Origin of the sequence: Georgenia sunbinii (genome assembly GCF_036421875.1) — a bacterium.
In the GTDB taxonomy this organism is placed as follows: domain Bacteria; phylum Actinomycetota; class Actinomycetes; order Actinomycetales; family Actinomycetaceae; genus Georgenia_B; species Georgenia_B sunbinii.
This window is the reverse complement of record NZ_JAZGOL010000001.1, coordinates 213,769-233,047: the sequence shown is the minus strand read 5'-3', so window position 1 is coordinate 233,047 and position 19,279 is coordinate 213,769. Positions and strand designations below refer to the sequence as shown.

Here is a 19,279-nt window from a genome sequence, read left to right as displayed (position 1 = left end):
AGGTAGGTGCTCTCGACCATCGCAAGGTCGTAGCCGATCGCGACGTCAGGGTCAGATCGGTGCCTAGCCGGCGACAAGTCGGCTCTCGCGGACAAGTCTGCTCTCGGGGACAACCCCGCTGTCGCGGACAATCCCGCTGTCGGCGACTGGGGTTAGCTGAGGGGGGCGGCTTGGCCGTCGGGGCCGTCGTGGGGGAGCTCGACGCCGGTGAGGCGCACGGCGTGCTCGACGTGGGCGGCCAGGCCGTCCTGCAGGGCGGTCATGGCGTTCGCGATGAGCGCGCGGTTGCCGCCGCTCCCCCGCTCCGTCGACACGTGGATCGGCTCACCGAACACGACGTGGAGCTTGGACCGCGGTGCCGGCACGTGGCCGAGCTTCGTCCCGGTGGGCCGGGTGCCGAGGCAGGCCACGGGCACGACGGGCGCTCCGGACTGGACCGCGAGCCAGGCCGTCCCGGCCCGGGTCTCCTTGACCGTGCCACGGCCGCGGTTGCCCTCGGGGAAGATCCCGACGGCGCGCCCCTCGGCGAGCAGCTTCTGCGCGACGACCAGGGCCGCCCGGCCGTTGCCGCGGTCCACCGGGATCTGGCCGGCGCCGGTCATGAGGAAGCCGAGCTTGGAGTCGAAGAACTCCTGCTTGATGATGAAGTGCGAGCTGCGCGGGATCGCGCCGTGCAGCAGCGGCCCGTCGATGACGCCGGTGTGGTTCGAGGCGATGATCACCGGCCCGGTGCGCGGCACGTGCTCCCCGCCGAGCACCGTGGTGTTCCAGTAGACGTGGTCGAGGAACCAGCCCACCCGCCGCGACCAGACCGGTCCCCAGCGGTAGATGTCCTCCGCGCGGACCCGTGCCCCGCGGCTCGCGGCCGCCTTCGACGCCGTGGGCTCGCTCACGTCGTCACCGCCCCACGTGCCGCGACGACGACGTCGAGCACCGCCTGCAGCGTCTGGTCGAGGGTGAGGGCGGACGAGTCGATCGTCACGACGCCGCCGGCGGCGGTGAGGAAGGTGGACACGGTCGAGTCCTCCGCGTCGCGCCGGACCACCTCGTCGTGGGTGGCGGCCAGCGCGGCCTCGTCGACGGCACCGTGCAGCTCGCGGGCGCGGCGGGCGAGCCGGGCGGCCTCGTCGGCGGTCAGCAGGATCCGCGCGGTCGCGTCCGGGGCGACGACGGTGGTGATGTCGCGTCCCTCGGCAACGATGCCGCGGCCCTCGCTGCGCCCGCCAGAGCGCTGCTCGGCGTCGATCTCCGCCCGCTGGCGGCGCTGCAGCTCGGCGCGGACCTCGAGGTTGGTCGCCACCTTCGACACGATGGCGGAGATGTCCGAGCCGCGGATCAGCTCGGTGATGTCGACGTCGTCGCACACCACGCGCGGACCGGCGGGGTCGGTGACCATCACCAACGGCATCTGCCGCACCGCTTGCGCGACGGCGGGGGCGTCGTCGAGGTCCACCTCGCAGCGCCGGCACCACCAGGTCGCGGCACGGTACATCGCACCGGTGTCCAGGTACGCCAGCCCGAGCTCGGCGGCCAGCCGCTTGCTGATCGTCGACTTGCCCGATCCGGACGGTCCGTCGATCGCCACCACCACCGGTGCCACGGCGTTCACTCCCCCACCACTCTCCAACCCAGCTCCGTCAGTCCGTCCTCCAGCCTGGCGGCGGCCGCCGGCACCACCGACACGTGGGCCATGCCCACCTTGGCGCCGGCCGCATGCTCCAGCTGGAGGTCCTCGATGTTCACGCCGATCTGCCCGACCTCGCTGAACAGCCGGCCCAGCTCGCCGGGCGCGTCGGGCACCAGCACGGTGACCGTGGCGTACCGCCGCGGCGCGCCGCCGTGCTTGCCCGGGATCCGGGCGACGCCGGTGTTGCCGGCGGCCACCACGGCCGCCATCGCGGCCATCGCGCCCGGCGCCAGCGGCCCCTCGGCCGCCGCCCGCTCCAGACCGGCGACGAGCGCGTCGAGATCCTCGCGCAGCGCCCGCAGCCCGGCGACCACCGGGCCGGCGTTGCCCACGAGGATCGAGGCCCACAGCTGCGGGTCCGACGCCGCGATCCGGGTGACGTCGCGCAGTCCTTGCCCCGCCAGCGACAGCGCCTCCTCGGGCGCGTCGACCAGCCGGGCGGCGACGAGCGACGCGGCGAGCTGGGGCACGTGCGAGACGAGCGCGACGGCGTCGTCGTGCTCGGTGCCGGCGAGCAGCAGCGGGATCGCGGCGAGGTCGACCGCGATGCCGCGCACCGCGGCCGTCGTCGCCGGTGCGGTCGCCCCGGTCGGCACGATCACCCAGGGGCGGCCGGCGAACAGGTCGGGGTCGGCCGCCGCGGCGCCGGAGCGCTCCCGGCCGGCCATCGGGTGGGAGCCGACGTAGCGGGACTGCTCCTGCGCCGTCGCGAGCTCCGCGACCTCGTCGGCGATGATCGCCTTGACGCTGGCGACGTCGGTGACGACCGCTCCAGGGTGCGCGCGCAGCGCGGCGACCACCCCTTCGGCAGCGACGTCCGGCGGGGTCGCCACCACGACGATCGCCGGCTCGGCGGACTCGGGGCCGATCGGCTCCCCGGCGCCCAGGTCACGGGCCAGCGCCAGCGCTGACGGCGAGGCGTCGCTCAGCTGCACCGGCACCCCGGCGGAGTGCAGCGCAAGGCCGATGCTGGTGCCGAGCAGGCCGGTGCCGATGATGCGCACCGGGCCCGTCGTCGTCAGCCCGTTCTCACTCGTCACGGTCGAACCTCTCGTCTCGCGGCTGGCCGCGCAGGATCGGCCCGGGCATGGCGGGCCGGGCCGAGAACAACCGGCCAAGGGTACCCCCGGCGCCGTCAGCGCCGGGGGCGGCGCTCACAGTCCGGCGGCGCTCATCAGCGTGCCGAGCTCGGTGCCGGCGATCACCCGGGTCTTGCCGGGCTTGAGGTCGCCGAGGCGGATGGTGCCGAACCGGGTGCGCACCAGCCGGGTCACCGGGTGGCCGACCTCCTCGAGCATCCGCCGCACCACCCGGTTGCGGCCCTCGTGCAGCTCGATCTGCACGATCGACGCCTGCGGGCTGGTGTCCATCACGGTGAACTTGTCGGCCTTGGCCAGCCCGTCCTCGAGCATGATGCCGTCGCGCATGACGCGAGCCAGGCCGCGCTCGGCGTGCCCCTCGACGGTCGCGATGTAGGTCTTGACGATCTCGAACGACGGGTGGGTGAGCCGGTGGGCGAGGTCGCCGTCGTTGGTCAGCAGCAGCAGCCCCTCGGACTGCTCGTCCAGCCGGCCGACGTGGAACAGCCGTCGGTCGGTGACGTACTGCGACAGGTCCGGGCGCCCGTCCGGGTCGGACATCGTCGAGACCACGCCGAGCGGCTTGTGCAGCGCCAGCGTGACCATCGTGTCGTCGAGCTGCAGCCGCACGTCGTCGACGTGGATGACGGCCTTGGCCGGGTCGACGCGCACGCCGAGCTCGCGCACCACCTGGGCGTCGACCTTCACCCGGCCGTTGGTCATCAGCACCTCGCAGGCCCGGCGGGAGCCGTAGCCAGCGGCGGCCAGCACCTTCTGCAGTCGGGTACCAGCGGGGTCGTGCACGTCGCGGTCGTTGTTCTTCATCGCAGCTCCTCGGCAAGGTCGTCGAGCCCGTCAAGATCGGGCAGGTAGGGGGCGAGCGCGGGCAGGTCGGCCAGTGAGCCGAGTCCCATGCGCTCGAGGAAGTAGTCGGACGTGCGGTAAAGGACCGCGCCGCCGTCGTCGTCGTGGCCGGCCTCCTCGATGAGCCCGCGGGCGTGCAGGGTGCGCACGACGCCGTCGACGTTGACGCCGCGGATCGCGGCGATCCGGCCGCGGGACACCGGCTGGCGGTAGGCGATCACCGCGAGCGTCTCGAGGGACGCCTGGGTGAGCCGGGCGGTCTGGCCGTCGACGACGAACCGTCCCACGACGTCGGCCAGCACCGGCGACGAGTAGATCCGCCAGCCGCCGGCCAGCTCACGCAGCACGAAGCCACGGGGCCGGCCGGCGCGCTCCCCGGCGTAGTCCGCGGCCAGCTCGGCAAGCAGCTCCGCGACCTGCCCGGTGGGCAGCCCGAGCACGCTGGCCAGCTGTGCGGCGGGCACCGGCTCGTCGACGACCATGAGGATCGCCTCGATGGCCGCGAGCTGCTCCTCGGGGAGCGCGTCGTCCGGGACCGCCTCGTAGCGAGGCTCGGCGGCGGCGTCGTCGTCGGTGGGTCCGGCGACGTCGGGCGCGGTGGGGTCGGGCTCAGTCATCGGGTCCATCCTCCCCGACATCGGCGGCGTCGGGGGCCACCGAAGCAGGGAGTTCATCGTCATAGTCGGCGACGATCATCACGTCGCCGTCCTCGCTGCCCGCCCACGTCACCCGCAGCTCGCTCAGCGCCTCCGCCTGGTCGAAGTTGATCACGCCCTCGCGGAACAGCTCGAGCAGCGCGAGGAACCTCGAGACGACGACAGCGGTGGAGTCGGCGTCCTCGACGAGGGTGCGGAACGAGGCCGAGCGCAGCCGCCGCAGCCGGCCGACGATGATCGTCGCCTGCTCACGCACCGGAACCACCGGCGCGTGCAGGTGACTGAGGTCCACCTGCGGCGGGCCCGGGCGGGGCGCGAACGCGCCGGCGGCGAGCTCGGCAAGGCGCTCGGGCCCCACCCGAAGCACCAGCTCGGGCAGCAGCGCCGCGAAGTGCGGCTCGAGCGGCACCGAGCGGGGGTAGGAGCGGGCGTTGGTCGACCAGCGGTGCTCGAGGTCGGCCGCGACCAGCTTGTACGCGCGGTACTGCAGCAGTCGTGCGAAGAGGATGTCCCGGGCCTCGAGCAGCTCGAGGTCGTCGTCGTCCTCGACCTCACCGCGGGGCAGCAGCCGGGCGGCCTTGAGGTCGAGCAGGGTGGCGGCGACGACGAGGAACTCGCTCGCCTGGCCCAGGTCCCACTCCGCCTGGCCGGCGAGGTGGGAGATGAACTCGTCGGTCACGGTCGCCAGCGCCACCTCGGTGATGTCGAGGCGGTGCTTGGCAATGAGCGACAGCAGCAGGTCGAAGGGGCCGGAGAAGTTCTCCAGCGTCACCTCGAAGGCGGTCGCACCGCCCGCGGTTCGTCCGGCTGCGGGTGCCGCCGGGTCAGGCGACGTCACCGCGGGCGACGAGCTCTCGCGCCAGCCGGCGGTAGGCGTGGGCGCCGTTGTGGTTGGGGGCGTAGCTGGTGATCGGCACGGTGGCGATGGTGGCGTCGGGGAACTTGATGGTCCGGGCGATGAGGGTGTCGTAGACCTTGTCGCCGAAGCCCTCCTGCACCCGCTCGAGCACCTCACGGGCGTGGAGCGTGCGCCCGTCGTACATCGTCACGAGGATGCCGTCGAGCTGCAGCCGGGGGTTGAGCCGGTCGCTGACCTTGTCGATGGTCTCCATGAGCAGCGCGACACCGCGCAGCGCGAAGAACTCCGCCTCGAGGGGGATGATCACGCCGTGCGCGGCGGTGAGCGCGTTGACCGCGAGCAGCCCGAGCGAGGGCTGGCAGTCGATGAGGATGATGTCGTAGTCGTCGATCACCGGGCGCAGCACCCGGGTGAGCGCCTGCTCCCGGGCCACCTCGGTCACGAGGGTGACCTCGGCGGCGGAGAGGTCGATGTTCGCCGGGACGATGTCCAGGCCGGGGACGCTCGTCTCGTGGATGACGTCGCGCACGTCCGAGCGCGTCTCCATGAGGACGTTGTAGATGGTGCGGTCGAGCTCGTGGGCGTTGACGCCCAGACCGGCCGACGCCGCACCCTGCGGGTCGAAGTCGATGATGAGGACCCGGCGGCCGTACTCGGCCAGCGCCGCGCCGAGGTTGATCGTGGTGGTCGTCTTGCCGACGCCACCCTTCTGGTTGCACATGGCGATCACCCGGGCCGGGCCGTGCCCGTCGAGCGGCGACGGCACGGGGAAGTCGGCGGCCTCGCCGGGGGCCACACCGTCGATCAACGTCGGCTGCTGGGGATCACTCACGCCGCCCACGGTAGTTCGACGACGCCCGTTTGCGCCACGCGGCGCGCGGAACCGGGAGTATCTACAGATTCGCGGCTGCGGGCACGAGCTCAGCCGAGCGCGCGAGGGTGCGCGGCGGCGTAGACCTCGCGCATCGTCTGCACCGTCACCTGGGTGTAGATCTGCGTCGTCGTCACCGACGCGTGGCCGAGCAGCTCCTGGACCACCCTGACGTCAGCCCCGCCGGCGAGCAGGTGGGTGGCGAACGAGTGCCGCAGGGTGTGCGGCGAGACGTGGCCGTCGAGCCCGGCGCGCTCCCCCGCGTCGTTGAGCACCGCCCAGGCGCTCTGCCGGCTCAACGGGTTGCCCCGACGGTTGAGGAACAGCGTCGAGTTCCCGCGGCCCTGCTGCGCGAGCAGTGGCCGCGCCCGCACGAGGTAGGCCTCCACCGCTGCCACGGCGAACCGCCCGACCGGCACCACCCGCTCCCGGCGGCCCTTGCCGAACAGCCGCACGAGCGCGCCCTCCGGGGCGAGCGAGATGTCGTCCACCGCGAGCGACACCGCCTCGCTGATCCGCGCCCCTGTGCTGTACAGCAGCTCGAGCAGCGCGCGGTCGCGCAGCGGCACCGGGCCGTCGCCGACCGAAGCCGCCTCGAGCAAACGCTCGACGTCGGTGGTGCTCAGGGTGCGTGGCAGCCGCCGCTGGGTCGCCGGTGCTCGCACGGCCGCGCTCGGGTCGGCGCCGGTCTGCCCCTCGAGCGCGGCGAACCGGTGCCAGCCTCGAACGGCCACCACGGCGCGACCGGCCGAGGACGCCGCCAGCGCCCGGCCGCCGTCGGAGCCTGAGCGCAGCACCTCGATGTAGGTGCCCACGTCGGCCTCGGTGACGTCCGCCAGCACGTCGCGTCCCTGGGCAGCGAGGTAGTGGGTGTAGCGGGTGAGGTCGCGCCGGTAGGCGGACAGCGTGTGCTCGCTCAGCCCCCGTTCCACCGTGAGGTGGGCAAGGTACTCCTCGAGCGGGACCGTGAGCCCGCGCCCGGGCACCGGCGCCCCGTCCGTCGCTCCGGGCGCCGCGTCGCTGCGGCCGCTCGGTGTGGTCATCGCTCCTACAGCGGCAGGAACGGGTCGACGGCGATGGCGACGAACACGACCGTCAAGTAGGTGATCGACGCGTGGAAGACCTTCATCGCAGCGGGCTTGCCGCGCTCCGGGTGCCGGGTCCGGGTGAGCAGCGTGACGCAGGACCACAGGAACCACGCCCCGGCGAGGGCGGAGATGACCGCGTACACCCAGGTCATCGAGGCGACCGGGACGAGGACGAGCGAGGTGGCCACCATCGCCGCCCCGTAGCCGAGGATCTGCCAGGCGACCTTCACGTCGGACGCCACCACCGGCAGCATCGGGACCTCGGCACGCGCGTAGTCCTTCTTGAAGCGCATCGACAGCGGCCAGTAGTGCGGCGGGGTCCAGAAGAAGATGATGCCGAAGAGCACCAGCGCCGGCCACGCCAGCGACCCGGTGACGGCCGACCAGCCGATGAGCACCGGCATGCAGCCGGCCGCCCCGCCCCACACGATGTTCTGCGAGGTGCGGCGCTTGAGCAGCAGGGTGTACCCGACGACGTACATCGTGATCGCGGCGAGCGAGAGCCACGCCGAGGGCCAGTTGACCAGCAGCGCGAACCAGCCGAACGCGATGGCGCCCAGGGCGTAGGCGAAGACCGTCGCGGCCCGCACCGTGAGCACCCCGGTGACCAGCGGCCGCTGCTTGGTGCGGTTCATCAACCGGTCGATGTCCCGGTCGAAGATCATGTTGAAGGTGTTGGCCGAGCCGGCCGCCGCCGCCCCGCCGATGAGCGTGGCCACCACGAGCCACAGCCCCGGCCAGCCGTCGGCCGCGAGGAACATCGTCGGGATCGTCGTGATGAGGAGCAGCTCGATGATGCGGGGCTTGGTCAGCGCCACGTAGGCGCGGACCTTGTCGGCACGACTCACCGGTCCGGTGCTCGCGCGCTGCGGACCCGGCTGGGAGCGAAGCGAGGACCGGTCGTCGTCCCGGGGCGCCGTCAGGTCCGCGTCGGCTGATCGCTCGAGGGGGCCAGCGGGAGGCTGACCGTGGCGTTCAGGCGCTGGCTGGACACTTCGCACGCGTTGCTTGCTCCACATCTGACCCGGCCCCGCACTGCGGGGACCACATGGCGGGCCGGGCAGCCGGCCCCGTCTCCCTCCCCATACTACGGCTCAGCCGGGCAACGTCCATCAGCAGGCGCACGGGAACGGCGCCCTGGCGTCGGTCGGATGACCCGTCTCACACCCACCGCTCCGACGAGCGGTGGCAACTGGGTGAGACCACCTGCCCCAGGTTGCCGACGCCCGATAGGATCAGTCGTATCCGTGGTCGCGCGCGGGCGTCTGCCCCGAGCTCGACCGCGCCCGTCGTACACCTTCAAGGGAGTCCCCACGTGACCGAGACCACCAGCACCCAGTCGACCGGGTGGACCGACCTCGACCGGAGGGCCGTCGACACGGCCCGAGTGCTTGCCGCCGACGCCGTCCAGAAGGTCGGTAGTGGCCACCCCGGCACCGCGATGAGCCTGGCCCCCGCCGCATACCTGCTGTACCAGAACGTCATGCGGCACGACCCGACCGACCCGCACTGGCTCGGGCGTGACCGGTTCGTCCTCTCGGCAGGTCACAGCGCGCTCACCCAGTACATCCAGCTCTACCTGTCCGGCTACGGCCTCGAGCTCGAGGACCTCCAGGCGCTGCGCACGTGGGGTTCCAAGACCCCGGGCCACCCCGAGTTCCGCCACACCGACGGCGTCGAGGCCACCACCGGACCGCTCGGCCAGGGCCTGTCCAACGCCGTCGGCATGGCCATGGCGGCCCGCCGGGAGCGCGGCCTGCTCGACCCCGACGCCGCGGCGGGCACCAGCCCGTTCGACCACAACATCTACGTGATCGCCTCCGACGGTGACCTCCAGGAGGGCGTCACCCACGAGGCGAGCGCCATCGCGGGCGTCCAGGAGCTGGGCAACCTCGTCGTCATCTGGGACGACAACCGGATCTCCATCGAGGACGACACGAACATCGCGTTCACCGAGGACGTCCTCGCCCGCTACGCCGCCTACGGCTGGCACACCGAGCGGGTCGACTGGACCGACGGCGGCACCGGCTACACCGAGAACGCCGACGCGCTCCTCGCCGCGATCGAGGCCGGCAAGGCCGAGACCAACCGGCCCACGTTCATCGCGCTGCGCACCATCATCGGCTGGCCCGCGCCCACCAAGCAGAACACCGGCGCGATCCACGGCTCGGCGCTCGGCGGCGAAGAGGTCAGCGGCCTCAAGCAGGTCCTCGGCTTCGACCCGGAGCAGAACTTCGAGGTGAGCGACGAGGTCCTCGGTCACGCCCGCAAGGTCATCGACCGCGGCGCCGCCGCGCGCAAGGAGTGGGAGACCCACTTCCAGGCGTGGCAGACCGCCAACCCCGACGGCGCCAAGCTGCTCGAGCGGCTGCGGGCCGGCGAGCTGCCCGAGGGCTGGACCGACGCGCTGCCGACCTTCGAGGCCGACAAGGCCGTCTCGACCCGATCCGCGTCGGGCTCCGTGCTCTCTGCGCTGGCCGACACGCTGCCCGAGCTGTGGGGCGGCTCCGCCGACCTCGCCGGCTCGAACAACACCACGATGAAGGGCGAGCCGTCCTTCCTGCCGGTGGAGCGCTCCTCGAAGATGTTCCCGGGCAACCCCTACGGCCGCACGCTGCACTTCGGCATCCGTGAGCACGGCATGGGCTCGATCCTCAACGGGATCACGCTGCACGGCCTCACCCGCCCCTACGGCGGTACCTTCCTCACGTTCTCGGACTACATGCGTCCCGCGGTCCGGCTCGCAGCGCTCATGGGCATCCCGTCCACCTTCGTGTGGACCCACGACTCGATCGGCCTCGGCGAGGACGGCCCGACCCACCAGCCCGTCGAGCACCTCTCGGCGCTGCGGGCCATCCCGGGCCTCGACGTCGTCCGCCCGGCCGACGCCGCCGAGACGGCCGTCGCCTGGCGCACGATCCTGGAGAACACCGAGCGTCCCGCCGGTCTCGTCCTCACCCGCCAGAACGTGCCCAACCCCGCCCGCGGCGACGGCGCGGCCGAGGGTGACACCCTGGCCTCCGCCGACGGCGCGGCCCGCGGCGGCTACGTGCTCGCCGAGGCGACCGGTGGCACCCCCGAGGTCATCCTCATCGCCACCGGCTCCGAGGTGCAGATCGCGCTCGCCGCGCGCGAGACCCTCCAGGCCGACGGCGTCGCGACCCGCGTCGTGTCGATGCCGTCCCTCGAGTGGTTCGCCGTGCAGGACGACGCGTACCGCGAGTCGGTGCTGCCGCCCTCGGTGCGCGCCCGCGTCTCGATCGAGGCCGGGATCGCCCTCAGCTGGCACGGGGTCGTCGGCGACGCCGGCCGCAGCGTGAGCCTCGAGCACTACGGCGCGTCGGCCGCCTTCGAGCGCCTCTACGAGGAGTTCGGCCTCACCCCGGCCGCGACCGTCGCCAAGGCGCGCGAGTCCATCGCCGCCGCGGCAGGCGACGCTGCGCCGACCGACCAGGCCGGCGGCACCGCCTCCGGCACCGGTGACCTGCCCAAGTAGCACCAACGACGGCACTGCCCGGCGGCCGGCCACGGTCGGCCGCCGGGCACACCACGAAGGAGCACCATGACCAACCACCTCTCCGAGCTCAGCGAGCTCGGCGTCTCGATCTGGCTCGACGACCTCTCGCGCGAGCGCCTCGAGGGCGAGGGGCCCGGCAGCCTCGACTCCCTCATCGCCGAGGACCACGTCGTCGGCGTGACGACGAACCCGTCGATCTTCGCCGCGGCGCTCTCCCAGGGCGACCGGTACGACGCCGACATCCGCGCGCTCGCCGAGCAGGGCGCCGACGTCGCCAGCACCATCACCGCACTGACGACGTCGGACGTCGCCAACGCCTGCGACCGCTTCCTCGACATCTACCGGGGCTCGGACTTCGTCGACGGTCGGGTGTCGATCGAGGTCGACCCCTACCTCGCCAACGACACCGAGGGCACCATCGCCCAGGCCCGCCAGCTGTGGAAGCTGGTCGACCGCCCGAACCTGCTGGTGAAGATCCCGGCCACCCCGGCGGGGCTGCCGGCCATCACCCAGTCGATCGCCGAGGGCATCAACGTCAACGTCACGCTGATCTTCTCCCTCGACCGCTACCGCGCGGTCGCTGGTGCCTACATCGACGGCCTGGAGAAGGCCCGCGACGCCGGCATCGACCTGTCGAGCATCCACTCGGTGGCGTCGTTCTTCGTCTCGCGGATCGACAGCGCCGCCGACGCCGAGCTGGACAAGCTCGACGACCCGGCCGCCGCCGAGCTGCGCGGCAAGGTCGCGATCGCCAACGCACGCCTCGCCTACCAGGCCTACGAGGAGATCTTCTCCTCCGAGCGCTGGCAGTCGCTGGCGTCGGCCGGTGCCCGCGCGCAGCGGCTGCTGTGGGCGTCGACCGGTGTCAAGGACAAGGCCTACCCGGACACGCTCTACGTCCAGGACCTCGTCGTCGCCGGCACCGTCAACACCATGCCGGAGTCGACGCTGCGCGCCGCGGCGGACCACGCCGAGCTGCACGGGGACACCGTCACCGGTACCTACGACGAGGCCCGCGCGCAGCTCGACGCGCTCGAGCGCGTCGGTGTCTCCTACGACGACATCATGGCGACCCTCGAGACCGAGGGCGTCGAGAAGTTCCAGCAGAGCTGGGACGAGCTCACCGAGCGCGTCCGTTCCGGGCTGGAAGCACCGCCGTCGGCCTGATCGATGCCGACCCGCGAGGGCCGCGACCCCAGCCGGGGTCGCGGCCTTCGCTGCGTCCACCTGGTGACGCGGCGCCCGTGCGGCCAACGGTTGCCGGTACCCTTGGCCCGCTGAACGTTCCTGAACCTGGCGCGCCCCGCCGTGAGGAGACCATGAGTAACGCTGACCCCCTCGAGCGGGGCGGGACCAACCCGCTGCGCGACCCCGACGACCGCCGCCTGCCGCGGATCGCCGGCCCGGCCGGCCTGGTCATCTTCGGAGTCACCGGCGACCTCGCCAAGCGCAAGCTGCTCCCGGCGATCTACGACCTCGCCAACCGGGGCCTGCTGCCGCCGTCGTTCGCACTCACCGGCTTCGCCCGCCGCGACTGGTCTCGCGAGGACTTCGCCAAGATCGTGCACGACGCCGTCCGCGAGCACGCCCGCACCGAGTTCTCCGAGCGCACCTGGGAGCACCTGTCGAGCGGCTTCCGGTTCGTCCAGGGCGAGTTCGACGACGACGACGCCTTCGACACGCTCGCGAAGACGGTCGCCGACCTCGACGCCGAGCGCGGCACCGGCGGCAACCACGCCTTCTACCTCTCGGTGCCACCGCGCTCGTTCCCGCTCGTCCTCAAGCAGCTCCAGCGCTCCGGCCTGTCCGAGCCCGCGGAGGACACCTGGCGCCGAGTGGTCATCGAGAAGCCCTTTGGGCACAACCTCGAGTCCGCCAAGGAGCTGGACGACGTCGTGTCGGAGGTGTTCCCCGAGAGCTCGGTCTTCCGGATCGACCACTACCTCGGCAAGGAGACCGTCCAGAACATCCTCGCGCTGCGCTTCGCCAACCAGCTGTTCGAGCCGGTGTGGAACGCGCACTACGTCGACCACGTGCAGATCACGATGGCCGAGGACATCGGCATCGGCAGCCGGGCCGGGTACTACGACGGCATCGGCGCCGCCCGCGACGTCATCCAGAACCACCTGCTGCAGCTCCTCGCGCTCACCGCGATGGAGGAGCCCTTCTCCTTCGACGCGAACGCGCTGCGCCGCGAGAAGGAGAAGGTCCTCTCCGCCGTCCGCCTCGGCGACGACCTCGGCGAGACGACGGCGCGTGGCCAGTACTCCGCCGGCTGGCAGGGCGGCGAGCACGTCCAGGGCTACCTCGACGAGGACGGCATCACCGCCGACTCCATCACCGAGACCTACGCCGCGATGCGGCTCGAGGTCGGCACCCGTCGCTGGGCCGGCGTGCCGTTCTACCTGCGTGCCGGCAAGCGGTTGGGACGCCGCGTCACCGAGATCGCGGTCGTCTTCAAGCGTGCGCCGCACCTGCCCCTCGGCCTGGCCGAGGACTCCGAGCTCGGCCAGAACGCGCTCGTCATCCGGGTGCAGCCCGACGAGGGCGTGACCATCCGGTTCGGCGCGAAGGTCCCCGGCACCGCGATGGAGGTGCGCGACGTGACGATGGACTTCGGCTACGGCAACGCCTTCACCGAGGACTCCCCCGAGGCCTACGAGCGACTCATCCTCGACGTGCTGCTCGGTGACCCGCCGCTGTTCCCGCACCAGCGGGAGGTCGAGCTGTCCTGGGAGATCCTCGACCCGATCACCGAGCATTGGTCGACGGCCGGACAGCCCGAGGGGTACCGACCCGGCTCGTGGGGTCCGTCCACCGCCGACGAGATGCTGCAACGTGATGGCCGCAAGTGGCGGATGCCGTGAAGGGAACGCTTCGATGATCACCACCATGCGCAACACCACCTCTGGCGAGGTCGCCGCCAAGCTCGCCGAGCTGCGTCGCGCCAGCGGCGCCCAGGCGATGGGCCGGGTGCTGACGCTCATCGTCGTCGCCGAGTCCACCGAGGCCGCCGAGCGCGGGCTGGAGGCCGCCAACGGCGCCTCTCGTGAGCACCCCTGCCGGGTGATCGCCGTCGTCAACGACGGCGAGGACGGCCCGGCGAGCATCGACGCACAGATCCGGGTCGGCGGTGACGCCGGGCTCAGCGAGGTCGTCGTGCTGCGGCCCCGCGGCGGACCGGCCGACGAGATCGACACCCTCGTGGTGCCGCTGCTGCTGCCCGACGCTCCGATCGTCGTGTGGTGGACCGGGCAGCCGCCCGCCGTCCCGAGCAAGGACCCGCTGGGCGCGATGGCGCAGCGCCGGATCACCGACGCCACCGCCACCGCGGACCCGCTCGCCACGCTGCGTGCACTCGCCCCCGGCTACGCCCCCGGAGACACCGACCTCGCGTGGGCACGGGTGACGCTGTGGCGCGGACTGCTCGCCGCCACCCTCGACGAGCCGCCGCACGACCGCGTCGACGCCGCCTGGGTGACAGGTGCGCCGGGCCGCCCGTCGGTCTACATGCTCGCCGGCTGGCTCGCGCACACGCTCGGCGTCGAGGTCCGGATCGAGGAAGAGGGCGCCAACGCCGTCACCCAGGTCGCCCTGGACCGGGACCGCGGCCCGATCCTGCTGCACCGCAAGCCCGGCGCCAACGTCGCCTTCCTCACCCGGCCCGGCCGGATGGACCAGCGGATCAACCTTGCCGAGCGCACGCTGGCCGACTGCCTCACCGAGGAGCTGCGCCGGCTCGACCCCGACGAGACCTATGGCCGTGTCCTCACCCAGGGACTACCACTCATCACCGCACCGGAAAGGCAGGACGCATGACCGACACCACCGCATCCGAGCTCACTGAAGGCGCGCCGCCCGTCGTCGTCGTCCATCCGAGCGCGGAGCTGCTCGCCCACGGCGGCGCCTCGCGGCTGCTGCTCACGCTGATCGACGCGCAGTCGGTCGCCAGCCCGGTGCACATCGCGCTCACCGGCGGCAGCATCGTCGTCAGCCTGCTCGAGCAGGTGGCACAGAACCCGCTGGCCGCTGCCGTCGACTGGAGCGCCGTGCACGTGTGGTGGGGCGACGAGCGCTTCGTGCCCGAGGGGCACGAGGAGCGCAACGAGCGTGATGCACGCGCCGCGTTGCTCGCCCGCGTGCCGCTGCCGGCCACCAACATCCACACCATGCCCGGTCCGGACCGGGCGCCGGACGTGCAGACCGCTGCGGCCGACTACACCCGCGAGCTCGCTGAGCACGCCCCGGCCGGCGCGACCGTGCCGGAGTTCGCGGCCCTGGTGCTCGGGATGGGACCCGACGGGCACGTCGCGTCACTGTTCCCCGGACGCCCGAGCCTCGACGTCACCGAGGTCGGCGCCATCGCCGAGCCCGACTCCCCCAAGCCGCCGCCCGAGCGCGTCAGCCTCACGCTCGCGGCGTTGAGCTCCGCGCGCCAGGTGTGGCTGGTGGTGTCCGGTGAGTCCAAGGCACCGGCCGTCGCCGCCGCACTGACCGGCTCCGGCCTGGTCGACGAGGATGGCACCGAGGGTCCGAAGGTCCCCGCTGGCATGGTACGCGGCCGCCTACGCACCCTCTGGCTCCTCGACCTCCCCGCCGCCACCGCCCTCCCCGCCTAGCCCTTCACCACCCCGCCACAACGACACCGACAGCCGACTTGTCACCGACAGCCGACTTGTCGCCGACAGCGGGATTGTCACCCACAGCAGACTTGTCCGCGACAGCAGAATTGTCACCGACAGCAGACTTGTCACCGACAGCAGACGTGTCACCGACAGCAGGATTGTCCGCGAGAGCGGGATTGTCGGCCCGTGAGTGGGCCCTACTTGCGCGGACAATCCCGCTCTCCGTGAGATGTCTGCTCTCGCGGACACGTCGGCTCTCGACGGGAAGCCAGCTCTCCTCCCGGCGCCTACTGCGCTGCCGCGACGTGGGTGATCTTGCCACCGGCTCCGTGGTTGTACCCGCTCACGACCACTGATTCGATGTCCTCGAGGGTTCCGGGATCGCCGTTGGAACCGACCCGGCCGCTCGGCCCCATCGTCACCCCGGTGACGTCAATCATGAGCGACCAGTCATAGGGGTGACGGCGGGTGGCGTCGCCGGCCCGGGTCACCGCGGTCAGCGAGCTCCGCAGAATAACAGTCACCGCAGTGCGGTGCGGGTCCTCCGGGTCATACCAGTGCTGCGCCTTGCGCCGCGCTTCCGCCAACGAGTCGGCGACGTGCTTGTTCACGAACTCCGCGCCGAGGACGTAATTGAAGGTGCCGTCGCCACTGGTGATGTCGGGCCACCGCTGCACCGGGCGATCCTCCGCCAGTGTCCGACCGACCGCCTGGTTCCCGGCGGACCGCTGCAGGTGCCGCAGGTCGTTCGGTGTGAGCCGCCCAATATCACCCGGTGCGAGCCGCACCATCCCCGACGCGGCAGAAAGTACGCTGATCCGACGGCGCGACCGCTCGCCATCGCGCTGGGGCTGCTGCGCCGGCAACGACTGCTGGACCTGGGTGTGCTCCCGTGCTGCCATGGCTGTCCCCCGCGACCGGCGCCTCGTGGCGCAGGCGCGAGATTATCACCGGCCTGCACAGGTGAACACCCCTGCCGACGCAGCCGACCGCAGTCATACCCGTGTGGACAATCCCGCTCTCGGCGACAAGTCTGCTGTCGCGGACAATCCCGCTCTCGGCGACAAGTCTGCTGTCGCGGAGAATCCCGCTGTCGGCGACAAGTCTGCTGTCGCGGATAATCCCGCTGTCGGCGACAAGTCTGCTCTCGCGGATAATCCCGCTCTCGGCGAGGAGAAAGGGGGTTACTGGCCGCGGCGGGTGCGCAGGGCGCTGAGGGCCTCGTCGAGGAGGGCCTGGCCGTCGGCGTCGGTGCGCCGCTCCTTCACGTACGCCAGGTGCGTCTTGTACGGCTCGTTCTTGGGAGCCGACGGCGGCGCTGCCTGGTCCTGGCCGGCGGGCATCCCGCAGCGCGGGCAGTCCCACGTCTCCGGGACGACGATCTCCGGCTCCGCAGCGAAGCTCGGGCGGGTCTCATGGCCGTTGGCGCACCAGTAGGACACTCGCACGCGCGGGGCAGCGTCGCCCCGTTCGGCCTCGCCCATGGGCCCGGCACCTACGCGCGAGCCACGGATCGCACTTCCACCAGCCACGGTCGTCCCCTTCTCAGTTGATCCGCGCCATGATCCCGAGCAGGACGATGGTCGTCGCCCACAGCACCGAGATTCCCACGGTGATCCGGTTGAGGTTGCGCTCGGCAACCCCGGAGGATCCGATCGAGGAGCTGATGCCGCCGCCGAACATGTCGGACATGCCGCCGCCGCGCCCCTTGTGCATAAGGATCGACAGGATAAGGAAGACGCTGGTGATGACCAGCAGGACCTGGAGCACGATCCGCAAGATGTCCATCGAGCCGGTGGCTCCTTCGAGTTCGGTGTGGTTCGGGCAGCGGCAGACGCCGCAACTGCTCAAGGATAGGCGATGAGGTGCCCGTCACGGAAACCACGACGCGCCGTGTCCCCCAAGACCTTGGGGAGCACGGCGCGTCGTGGTGGTGGCGGGGTCAGGCCGTCGCGTGCTCCTGGAAGCGCACGATGGCTGCGAACTCCTCGGCCTGCAGGCTCGCGCCGCCGACGAGCGCGCCGTCGACGTCCTCCTTGACCATGATGGAAGCGACGTTCCCGGACTTCACCGAGCCGCCGTAGAGCACGCGGACGGTGTCGGCGACGGTCTGGTCGTACAGCTCGGCCAGCCGGCCACGGATCGCGCCGCAGACCTCCTGCGCGTCCTCCGGGGTGGCGACCTCACCGGTGCCGATGGCCCACACCGGCTCGTAGGCGATGACCGTCTTGGCGGCGGCCTCGGCGTCCAGCCCGGCATACGCGCCGTCGATCTGCGCCAGGGTGTAGGCGACCTGGTTGCCGGCCTGCCGGACGTCCAGCCCCTCCCCGACGCAGATGATCGGGGTGATTCCCTGGCCGAGCGCGGCCTTGGCCTTGGCGCCGACGAGGGCGTCGTCCTCGTCGTGGAGCTGGCGCCGCTCCGAGTGCCCGACGACGGCGTAGCTCACGCCGAGCCGGGCGAGCATCGTCGCGGAGATCTCGCCGGTGTAGGCGCCGCTCTCCTGCGCGGAGACGTCCTGCGCGCCGTAGCGCACACCGAGCTTCTCGCCGTCGATCAGCGTCTGCACGGAGCGGATGTCGGTGAACGGCGGGACGACCACGACCTCGACGTCGTCGTAGTCGTGCTCCTTGTCCTTCAGCGCCCACGCGAGCTTCTGCACGAGGTGGATCGCCTCGTTGTGGTCGAGGTTCATCTTCCAGTTGCCCGCCATGAGCGGGGTGCGGTTCGTCATGGCCTCAGTCTTCCAGAACCGCGACGCCGGGCAGAACCTTGCCCTCGAGGAACTCGAGGCTGGCGCCGCCACCGGTGGAGATGTGGTCGAACTTGTCCTCGTCGAAACCGAGAACCCGAACTGCGGCGGCGGAGTCGCCACCACCGACGATGGTGAACCCGGCGGCGTCCTGCATCGCCTGCGCGACGGCCTTGGTGCCGGCCGCGAACGCGTCGAACTCGAACACGCCCATCGGGCCGTTCCACACGATGGTCTTCGCGTCGGCGATCTTCGAGGCGAACAGCGCGGCGGACTCCGGGCCGATGTCCAGGCCCATCTGGTCGTCCGGGATGGCGTCGGCGGCCACGACGGTGGCCGGGGCGTCGGCGGCGAACGCCGGCGCCACGACGATGTCGGTGGGCAGCACGATCTCCACGCCGTTCGTCTCAGCGTCGCGCAGGTAGCCCTTGACCGTCTCGACCTGGTCCTCCTCGAGCAGCGAGCTGCCCACCGAGTACCCCTTGGCAGCGAGGAAGGTGAACACCATGCCGCCACCGATGAGGAGACGGTCGGCCTTGGTCAGCAGGTTGCCGATGACACCGAGCTTGTCCGAGACCTTCGAGCCACCGAGGACGACGGCGTAGGGCCGGTCGGGGTTGCCGGTGGCCTTGCTCAGCGACGCGATCTCCTTGAAGACCAGCGTGCCGGCGGCGTGCGGCAGGCGCAGCGCGACGTCGTACACCGACGCCTGCTTGCGGTGGACGACGCCGAAGCCGTCGGAGACGAAGGCGTCGGCCAGCGCGGCGAGCTCGTCGGCCAGGGCGCCGCGCTCGGCGTCGTCCTTGGAGGTCTCGCGGGCGTCGAAGCGGATGTTCTCCAGCAGCAGCACCTCACCGTCGGCGAGCGCGGCAGCCTTGGCCTTGGCGTCCTCGCCGACGGTGTCGGCGGCGAGGGTCACCGGGCGGCCGAGGACCTCATCGAGGCGGGTCGCGACCGGCGCCAGCGAGAACGCCGGGTCCGGGGCGCCCTTGGGGCGACCGAGGTGGGCGGTGACGATGACCTTGGCACCGGCGTCGAGCAGCGCGGTGAGGGTCGGCAGGGCGGCCTGGATGCGGCCGTCGTCGGTGATGGTGGTGCCGTCCAGCGGGACGTTGAAGTCGGAGCGGACCAGGACGCGCTTGCCGCGCAGGTCACCCAGGCTGTCGATGGTCAACATGACGTACTCCTTGGGGTCGGGTACCGGGAGGTGGCAGACATGAGGACGTCCGCGCCCCGAACGATCGGTGCGCGGACGTCCGTCACGAGTGGAGCGGGGCTAGC

The 19,279-nt window shown here is 71.8% G+C and carries 20 protein-coding genes; 5 read left to right on the top strand and 15 right to left on the bottom strand.

The annotated features are described in order from the left end of the window. Positions 1–152: 152 nt before the first annotated feature. The 9 genes from V2J52_RS01105 to V2J52_RS01065 form a co-directional block, all read right to left on the bottom strand. Positions 153–893: a lysophospholipid acyltransferase family protein gene (locus V2J52_RS01105; protein ID WP_331225822.1), complete on the bottom strand. Its 741-nt coding sequence runs from the start codon at positions 891–893 to the stop codon at positions 153–155. Further along, positions 890–1,600 carry a (d)CMP kinase gene (gene cmk, locus V2J52_RS01100; RefSeq protein WP_491062158.1) on the bottom strand — a complete coding sequence of 237 codons (711 nt, stop codon included), beginning with the start codon at positions 1,598–1,600 and terminating at the stop codon, positions 890–892. Before cmk ends, V2J52_RS01105 begins: the two co-directional genes overlap by 4 nt. 5 nt (positions 1,601–1,605) lie before the next feature. Continuing rightward, on the bottom strand, positions 1,606–2,727 hold the full coding sequence (locus V2J52_RS01095; protein ID WP_331225820.1) for a prephenate dehydrogenase: 1,122 nt from the start codon (positions 2,725–2,727) through the stop codon (positions 1,606–1,608). A gap of 114 nt (positions 2,728–2,841) precedes the next feature. After that, complete coding sequence (locus tag V2J52_RS01090; protein ID WP_331225819.1) at positions 2,842–3,591, bottom strand: pseudouridine synthase; 750 nt, start codon at positions 3,589–3,591, stop codon at positions 2,842–2,844. Further along, positions 3,588–4,247, bottom strand: a complete 660-nt coding sequence (gene scpB, locus V2J52_RS01085) for an SMC-Scp complex subunit ScpB (protein ID WP_331225818.1) — start codon at positions 4,245–4,247, stop codon at positions 3,588–3,590. Before scpB ends, V2J52_RS01090 begins: the two co-directional genes overlap by 4 nt. Continuing rightward, a complete protein-coding gene (locus tag V2J52_RS01080; RefSeq protein ID WP_331225817.1) occupies positions 4,240–5,124 on the bottom strand; it encodes a segregation and condensation protein A in 885 nt (294 codons plus the stop codon). Before V2J52_RS01080 ends, scpB begins: the two co-directional genes overlap by 8 nt. Beyond that, a complete protein-coding gene (locus V2J52_RS01075) occupies positions 5,111–5,977 on the bottom strand; it encodes a ParA family protein (RefSeq protein WP_434056361.1) in 867 nt (288 codons plus the stop codon). The genes V2J52_RS01080 and V2J52_RS01075 overlap by 14 nt, the downstream gene beginning before the upstream one ends. 89 nt (positions 5,978–6,066) lie before the next feature. After that, positions 6,067–7,059, bottom strand: coding sequence for a site-specific tyrosine recombinase XerD (gene xerD, locus V2J52_RS01070; RefSeq protein ID WP_331225816.1), 993 nt, complete (start codon positions 7,057–7,059; stop codon positions 6,067–6,069). Between the two features lie 5 nt (positions 7,060–7,064). Then, entirely contained in the window at positions 7,065–7,952 is an 888-nt protein-coding gene (locus tag V2J52_RS01065; RefSeq protein ID WP_331225815.1) for a heme o synthase, read from the bottom strand. A 467-nt stretch (positions 7,953–8,419) separates the two neighbouring features. Between V2J52_RS01065 and tkt the strand changes: the two genes are divergently transcribed. The 5 genes from tkt to pgl all read left to right on the top strand — a co-directional run bounded on the left by tkt (position 8,420) and on the right by pgl (position 15,240). Beyond that, on the top strand, positions 8,420–10,600 hold the full coding sequence (gene tkt / locus V2J52_RS01060) for a transketolase (RefSeq protein ID WP_331225814.1): 2,181 nt from the start codon (positions 8,420–8,422) through the stop codon (positions 10,598–10,600). Positions 10,601–10,666: 66 nt separating this feature from the next. Further along, positions 10,667–11,788: a transaldolase gene (tal, locus tag V2J52_RS01055; protein WP_331225813.1), complete on the top strand. Its 1,122-nt coding sequence runs from the start codon at positions 10,667–10,669 to the stop codon at positions 11,786–11,788. A gap of 152 nt (positions 11,789–11,940) precedes the next feature. Then, complete coding sequence (gene zwf / locus V2J52_RS01050) at positions 11,941–13,488, top strand: glucose-6-phosphate dehydrogenase (RefSeq protein ID WP_331225812.1); 1,548 nt, start codon at positions 11,941–11,943, stop codon at positions 13,486–13,488. A 13-nt stretch (positions 13,489–13,501) separates the two neighbouring features. Beyond that, on the top strand, positions 13,502–14,440 hold the full coding sequence (locus V2J52_RS01045; protein ID WP_331225811.1) for a glucose-6-phosphate dehydrogenase assembly protein OpcA: 939 nt from the start codon (positions 13,502–13,504) through the stop codon (positions 14,438–14,440). Further along, positions 14,437–15,240 (top strand): 6-phosphogluconolactonase, encoded by an 804-nt coding sequence (gene pgl, locus V2J52_RS01040; RefSeq protein ID WP_331225810.1) that lies wholly within the window; start codon positions 14,437–14,439, stop codon positions 15,238–15,240. Before V2J52_RS01045 ends, pgl begins: the two co-directional genes overlap by 4 nt. Here pgl and V2J52_RS01035 read toward each other — a convergent pair. The 6 genes from V2J52_RS01035 to V2J52_RS01010 all read right to left on the bottom strand — a co-directional run bounded on the left by V2J52_RS01035 (position 15,187) and on the right by V2J52_RS01010 (position 19,175). After that, positions 15,187–15,393, bottom strand: a complete 207-nt coding sequence (locus V2J52_RS01035; protein ID WP_331225809.1) for a hypothetical protein — start codon at positions 15,391–15,393, stop codon at positions 15,187–15,189. The two genes, pgl and V2J52_RS01035, sit on opposite strands and share 54 nt — an antisense overlap. A gap of 140 nt (positions 15,394–15,533) precedes the next feature. Beyond that, positions 15,534–16,148, bottom strand: coding sequence for a hypothetical protein (locus V2J52_RS01030; protein ID WP_331225808.1), 615 nt, complete (start codon positions 16,146–16,148; stop codon positions 15,534–15,536). 282 nt (positions 16,149–16,430) lie between these two features. Beyond that, entirely contained in the window at positions 16,431–16,778 is a 348-nt protein-coding gene (locus tag V2J52_RS01025) for an RNA polymerase-binding protein RbpA (RefSeq protein ID WP_331225807.1), read from the bottom strand. 13 nt (positions 16,779–16,791) lie between these two features. Continuing rightward, positions 16,792–17,034 carry a preprotein translocase subunit SecG gene (secG, locus tag V2J52_RS01020; protein ID WP_331225806.1) on the bottom strand — a complete coding sequence of 81 codons (243 nt, stop codon included), beginning with the start codon at positions 17,032–17,034 and terminating at the stop codon, positions 16,792–16,794. 154 nt (positions 17,035–17,188) lie between these two features. Next, complete coding sequence (gene tpiA, locus V2J52_RS01015) at positions 17,189–17,980, bottom strand: triose-phosphate isomerase (RefSeq protein ID WP_331225805.1); 792 nt, start codon at positions 17,978–17,980, stop codon at positions 17,189–17,191. Between the two features lie 4 nt (positions 17,981–17,984). After that, positions 17,985–19,175, bottom strand: a complete 1,191-nt coding sequence (locus tag V2J52_RS01010; protein WP_331225804.1) for a phosphoglycerate kinase — start codon at positions 19,173–19,175, stop codon at positions 17,985–17,987. Positions 19,176–19,279 lie beyond the last annotated feature (104 nt).

Bases quoted from the DNA above. Each gene is read 5' to 3' on its own strand.
- V2J52_RS01090 (WP_331225819.1), bottom strand. From the start codon at position 3,591: ATGAAGAACAACGACCGCGACGTGCACGACCCCGCTGGTACCCGACTG.
- scpB (WP_331225818.1), bottom strand. From the start codon at position 4,247: ATGACTGAGCCCGACCCCACCGCGCCCGACGTCGCCGGACCCACCGAC.
- xerD (WP_331225816.1), bottom strand. From the start codon at position 7,059: ATGACCACACCGAGCGGCCGCAGCGACGCGGCGCCCGGAGCGACGGAC.
- tal (WP_331225813.1), top strand. From the start codon at position 10,667: ATGACCAACCACCTCTCCGAGCTCAGCGAGCTCGGCGTCTCGATCTGG.
- zwf (WP_331225812.1), top strand. From the start codon at position 11,941: ATGAGTAACGCTGACCCCCTCGAGCGGGGCGGGACCAACCCGCTGCGC.
- V2J52_RS01045 (WP_331225811.1), top strand. From the start codon at position 13,502: ATGATCACCACCATGCGCAACACCACCTCTGGCGAGGTCGCCGCCAAG.
- pgl (WP_331225810.1), top strand. From the start codon at position 14,437: ATGACCGACACCACCGCATCCGAGCTCACTGAAGGCGCGCCGCCCGTC.
- V2J52_RS01030 (WP_331225808.1), bottom strand. From the start codon at position 16,148: ATGGCAGCACGGGAGCACACCCAGGTCCAGCAGTCGTTGCCGGCGCAG.
- secG (WP_331225806.1), bottom strand. From the start codon at position 17,034: ATGGACATCTTGCGGATCGTGCTCCAGGTCCTGCTGGTCATCACCAGC.
- tpiA (WP_331225805.1), bottom strand. From the start codon at position 17,980: ATGACGAACCGCACCCCGCTCATGGCGGGCAACTGGAAGATGAACCTC.
- V2J52_RS01010 (WP_331225804.1), bottom strand. From the start codon at position 19,175: ATGTTGACCATCGACAGCCTGGGTGACCTGCGCGGCAAGCGCGTCCTG.